The sequence below is a fragment of the Erythrobacter sp. CCH5-A1 genome (assembly GCF_001557115.1).
Lineage (GTDB): Bacteria > Pseudomonadota > Alphaproteobacteria > Sphingomonadales > Sphingomonadaceae > Erythrobacter.
This window is the reverse complement of sequence record NZ_LSKQ01000102.1, coordinates 1-3977: the sequence shown is the minus strand read 5'-3', so window position 1 is coordinate 3977 and position 3977 is coordinate 1. Positions and strand designations below refer to the sequence as shown.

6 protein-coding genes and 1 pseudogene are annotated in these 3977 nt (G+C 67.8%); 3 read left to right on the top strand and 4 right to left on the bottom strand.

Annotated elements, in window-relative coordinates:
• Both AX708_RS20770 and AX708_RS05015 read left to right on the top strand, forming a co-directional pair.
• Positions 1-193 (top strand): annotated as a pseudogene (locus AX708_RS20770) (hypothetical protein); the annotation flags it as partial.
• Complete coding sequence (locus tag AX708_RS05015) at positions 190-423, top strand: DUF3253 domain-containing protein (protein ID WP_082745647.1); 234 nt, start codon at positions 190-192, stop codon at positions 421-423. The pseudogene AX708_RS20770 and the gene AX708_RS05015, both read left to right, overlap by 4 nt.
• Positions 424-454: 31 nt before the next feature.
• Here the strand turns inward: AX708_RS05015 and AX708_RS05010 are convergent, their stop codons facing one another.
• Both AX708_RS05010 and AX708_RS05005 read right to left on the bottom strand, forming a co-directional pair.
• The gene (locus tag AX708_RS05010; RefSeq protein WP_066531297.1) at positions 455-709 is read right to left on the bottom strand and encodes an SWIB/MDM2 domain-containing protein; all 255 of its coding nucleotides are present in this window, start codon (positions 707-709) and stop codon (positions 455-457) included.
• A gap of 28 nt (positions 710-737) precedes the next feature.
• Positions 738-1325: a YbhB/YbcL family Raf kinase inhibitor-like protein gene (locus AX708_RS05005; protein WP_066531299.1), complete on the bottom strand. Its 588-nt coding sequence runs from the start codon at positions 1323-1325 to the stop codon at positions 738-740.
• 242 nt (positions 1326-1567) lie between these two features.
• On the opposite strand from AX708_RS05005, the gene AX708_RS05000 reads away from it, so the two are divergent.
• Entirely contained in the window at positions 1568-3043 is a 1476-nt protein-coding gene (locus tag AX708_RS05000; protein WP_066531301.1) for a S41 family peptidase, read from the top strand.
• Positions 3044-3047: 4 nt separating this feature from the next.
• On the opposite strand, the gene AX708_RS04995 is transcribed toward AX708_RS05000, so the two are convergent.
• Positions 3048-3455: a GFA family protein gene (locus tag AX708_RS04995; protein WP_066531304.1), complete on the bottom strand. Its 408-nt coding sequence runs from the start codon at positions 3453-3455 to the stop codon at positions 3048-3050.
• Between the two features lie 32 nt (positions 3456-3487).
• Entirely contained in the window at positions 3488-3916 is a 429-nt protein-coding gene (locus AX708_RS04990) for a COG3650 family protein (RefSeq protein ID WP_066531305.1), read from the bottom strand.
• Positions 3917-3977: the final 61 nt, after the last annotated feature.

The window sequence follows — 3977 nt, the reverse complement described above, 5'->3', positions numbered from 1 at the left end:
GGGGTGGGGGCTGGCGGCCTATGCGCTGTGTGTGTGGCCCGCCAACGCCAACCACTTCGCGCTCGACATGGCCAAGCCCGATGGCGGCCTCGGCCTTGCCTATCACGTGCCGCGCATGTTCGCGCAGCCCGTCATCATCTGGCTCGCGCTATGGGTGGGCGAGTGCCTGCCCTTGCGCCGCAAGGCACAGTGACCGCGGCGGAGGCGATCCTCGCGCTGCTCGGCGAAAGGGCCGAGGGCGCGACCATTTGCCCGAGCGAAGCCGCGCGCCTGCTGGCCGGGCCGCAGGGCGACTGGCGGCAGGAGATGGCGGCGGTCCACGCTGCGACCGACCTTCTGCTGGAGGAAGGCACCATCGCCCTCTCGTGGAAAGGCGAGCCCAAACAAAAACGGCGCGGACCCTACCGGATCGCGCGCCGCTGATGCGGGGCCGAGGCCCCTATGCCCGCAAGGCTCAGCTCAGGTGCTTGCTGACCGCAGCGGTCATCTTGAACATCGAGATCTGGTCCTTGCCGATCACCGCGCCGAGCTTGGCGTCGGGATTGATCTGACGCTTGTCCTTGGTGTCCTGCAGGCCGTTGGCCTTGATGTATTCCCACACCTTCGAAGTCACTTCGGCGCGGGTCATCGGGCCCTTGCCGATCACTGCTTCCAGATCGCCCGAAAGCGTCACGGGCTTCTGCAGTGCGTTGGTCGTTCCAGCCATCATCTACTCCCTTATGTAAGTGGCAGGTTGATCACAAATCATCGTCTTCCCAGTCCGCATCCTCGTCTCCGCCACCAGTGAAGGTGGCATGGAGCACCGCACAGGCCGTTATCGACCCTTGCAGCGATGCGAGCAGTTCCGCCCGTCCGGCCCCGGGCATCAGCACCAGCGGCAGTTCGGTCGCGAAAAGTTGAAACAGGTAGTGGCGCGTCTCGCCCTCGGGCGGGGACGGCAGCAGCCATTCGGAATTGCCGAGCGCGTTCTTGCCGGTGCGCGGCGGCACCTCGCCTTCGAGCAGCTTGCCGCGCTGGCCGGCGAGACCCCAGACCAGCCAGTGGCAGGCGGGATCCTTGCCCGAGCCCGCGACCTCCTCGACCACCAGCACCAGTTCGGCCGAGCCCGGCGGCGGCGCGCTCCATTCGAGCGGGGGGGCAACCGCGTCTTCTTCGGCCGCGGTGAAGCTCGGATCGAGCTCGTCCCCGTTGCCGAAGGCCGGGCTGGTCAGCGCAAAGCCGCCACGCGCGAGGGTCTGCGCGGCGCCGATCTGCGCGATCGCGAGACCGGGATGACGCGCGGGCGCGGGCACGTGGGGTGCAAGCCAGGCGGGGAAATCAGTCATGATTCTGTCTTTTCACTGCCCTCGTGCTAGTCCCTTCGGATGCGCCTTGCGAGATGGGACAAGGGCATTTTCGGCGGATTCTGCGGAAAACCCTGCAAATGCAGGTAAAATAGTCACGCTTTTTTGCGCCATTACGGGGCGAAGGGTATTGCACGCGCTTGCTCTTGCCGCCGCAGCGGGGCAATTGTGCACTTGCGCCCGGGCGTTGCCCCTGCGTCACAAAGCCCGGAGAGCCCCCTTTCATGCATGTCGGTCGCACCGCCCTCAGCCTCGTTCTGGCCTTCCAGCTGGCCGCATGCGGAGGCGGCGGGACGTCGTCCTCGGCCCCGCCCACGGGCGGCGGCGGCGGCACCCCGACCCCGACCCCGACCTCGAGCGCCTGCTCGCTCAGCGCGCGGCAGGACTTTGCCGACCAGGTGCTCAACGAATGGTACCTGTTCCCCAATCTGCTGGCGACGGTGAACCGCAGCACCGTCAGCAATCTCGACGACTATCTCGATGCCCGCGTCGCCCCCGCGCGCGCGCAGAACCGGGACCGCTTCTTCACCTACGCGACCTCGATCGCGGAAGAGAACGCGCTGATCAACTCGGGCTCCTCGGCGGGCTTCGGCATCCGCCTGTCCTATGACACCACCAACCGCCGGCTGTTCGTGGTCGAGGCCTACGAGGGCGCCCCCGGGCTTGCCGCCGGGCTCGACCGCGGGAGCGAGATCATCGCCATCGGCACCACCAGCGCCAACCTCCAGAGCGTTTCGGGCCTGTTCGCCAGCGGCGGCGCGCAGGCCGTGGCCGATGCGCTGGGCGCCTCGACCGCGGGCCTCTCGCGCGTGCTGCGCTTCGTCCAGCCGGGCGGAGCGACGCTGGAGCGCACGGTCACCAAGAGCGACTTCGCGCTCGATCCGGTCTCGGACCGCTACGGCCTCGTCATCCTCACCGAAGGCGCGCGCAAGATCGGCTATATCAACCTGCGCACCTTCATCATCGCCGACGCGGCCACCCAGCTGCGTACCGCCTTCGGCCAGCTTTCGGCGCAGGGCGTGACCGAGCTGATCATCGACCTGCGCTACAACGGCGGCGGGCTGGTGAGCGTCGGCGACACATTCGGCGACCTGATGGGCAGGGGCCGCGTCGGCCAGGTGTGGAGCCGCGAGGTGCTGCGCGAATCCAAGTCGGCGGAGAACTCGACCCAGCTGTTCCGCAACGAAGCCAATGCCATCGCCCCCACCAAGGTCGCCTTCATCACGACCGGCTCCAGCGCCTCGGCCAGCGAGCTGGTGATCAACTCGATGCTGCCCTATCTCGGCAACAACATCGCGCTGGTCGGGTCCAATTCCTTCGGCAAGCCGGTCGGCCAGTTCGGGTTCGACCTTGCGGCTTGCGACCTGCGTATCCGCGCGGTCGCCTTCCAGACGGTCAACGCGAACAATCAGGGCGAATACTACACCGGCCTTGCCAGTGTCGTGCCCAACACCTGCCGCGCCGCTGACGACATCACCCGCCCGTTCGGCGATCCGCGCGAGGCCTCGATCGCGGCGGCGCTCGATTTCCTCGCCGGCCGCGCCTGCACGCCGATCGCGGGAGCGCGGGTCAGCGTTGCGGACGCCCCGGGCGCGAATGGCCCGCAGAGCGTGAGTGTCGAATTCGCCCCGCCCGAGCGCGAGCCGCTCCAGCCGGCCAAGCCGCTGCCGGTCCAGCGCGAGCTGCCGGGGCTGTTCTAGAGGATTACAGCCCCTCGGGCACGGTCGCGAAGGCGGGTGTGTCGCCGAGGTCGACCCAGTCCTGCTTGCTCTTGGCGTAGCAGTGGAAGGCGGGCTTCAGGATGCTGGTGTCGTCCAGCGTCCCGGCCTTGATGAACATCATCCCCGGCGGGCTGTCGACCCGGGTGAAGACGGGCGAGCCGCATTCGGGGCAGAACTGCCGCCGCACGGTCGCGCCGCTGTCGCCGGTGTCGTTGTAGGTCTTGAGCGTGCCCTCGAACGCTACGGCGTCCTCGGGCACGCCGATGATGACCGAAAGCGCGCTGCCGGCCTGTTTCTGGCAGTTCTTGCAATGGCAGGTGACGCACAGCAGCGGGTCGCTCTCGCAGGAGTAGCGCACGCTGCCGCACAGGCAGCCTCCGGTGATGGTCATGGCCTTGGTCTCCCCCTTTTGGCCCGTGCGTCCTAGGGCGCTTCGGGGCCGGTGTATGGCTGGCTATCCGTATAGCCGCAGCCGTTGAGAGTCTCCCCGCCCAAAGCGATGGTGGCGACGAAGGGGAAGCTGCGGTCGCTCATCCCGTCGCTGCATTGGCCCGGCGTGAGCGTGGCGGTGAAGGGCTTGCCGCCCAACGTGCCGGAGAAGCCGAGCCCGCCGTTTCCGGCAAAGCGCTTCACGGCAAACCGCGTGCCGTCCGGCATGTCGGGGGTGGTCCACGCGCCCTGTTCGCCCTTCACCGCAAGGTTCCAGAAGGGCTCGGTGCCGAGCATGGTCACCGCTTCCTGCGGGGCGACCGCATCGAAGGGCTTGCCTTGCGGGTCGATCCCGTCGGTCTTGGCGGGGGTGCAGGCGGCTGCAAGAGCAAGGGCAGCAAGCGGCAGCAGGCGGAGTTGCATGGAGTCTCTCCTCGGTTGCAAGGATAGGCCGGAACCGCCCTGTCTCTTATACACATCTCCG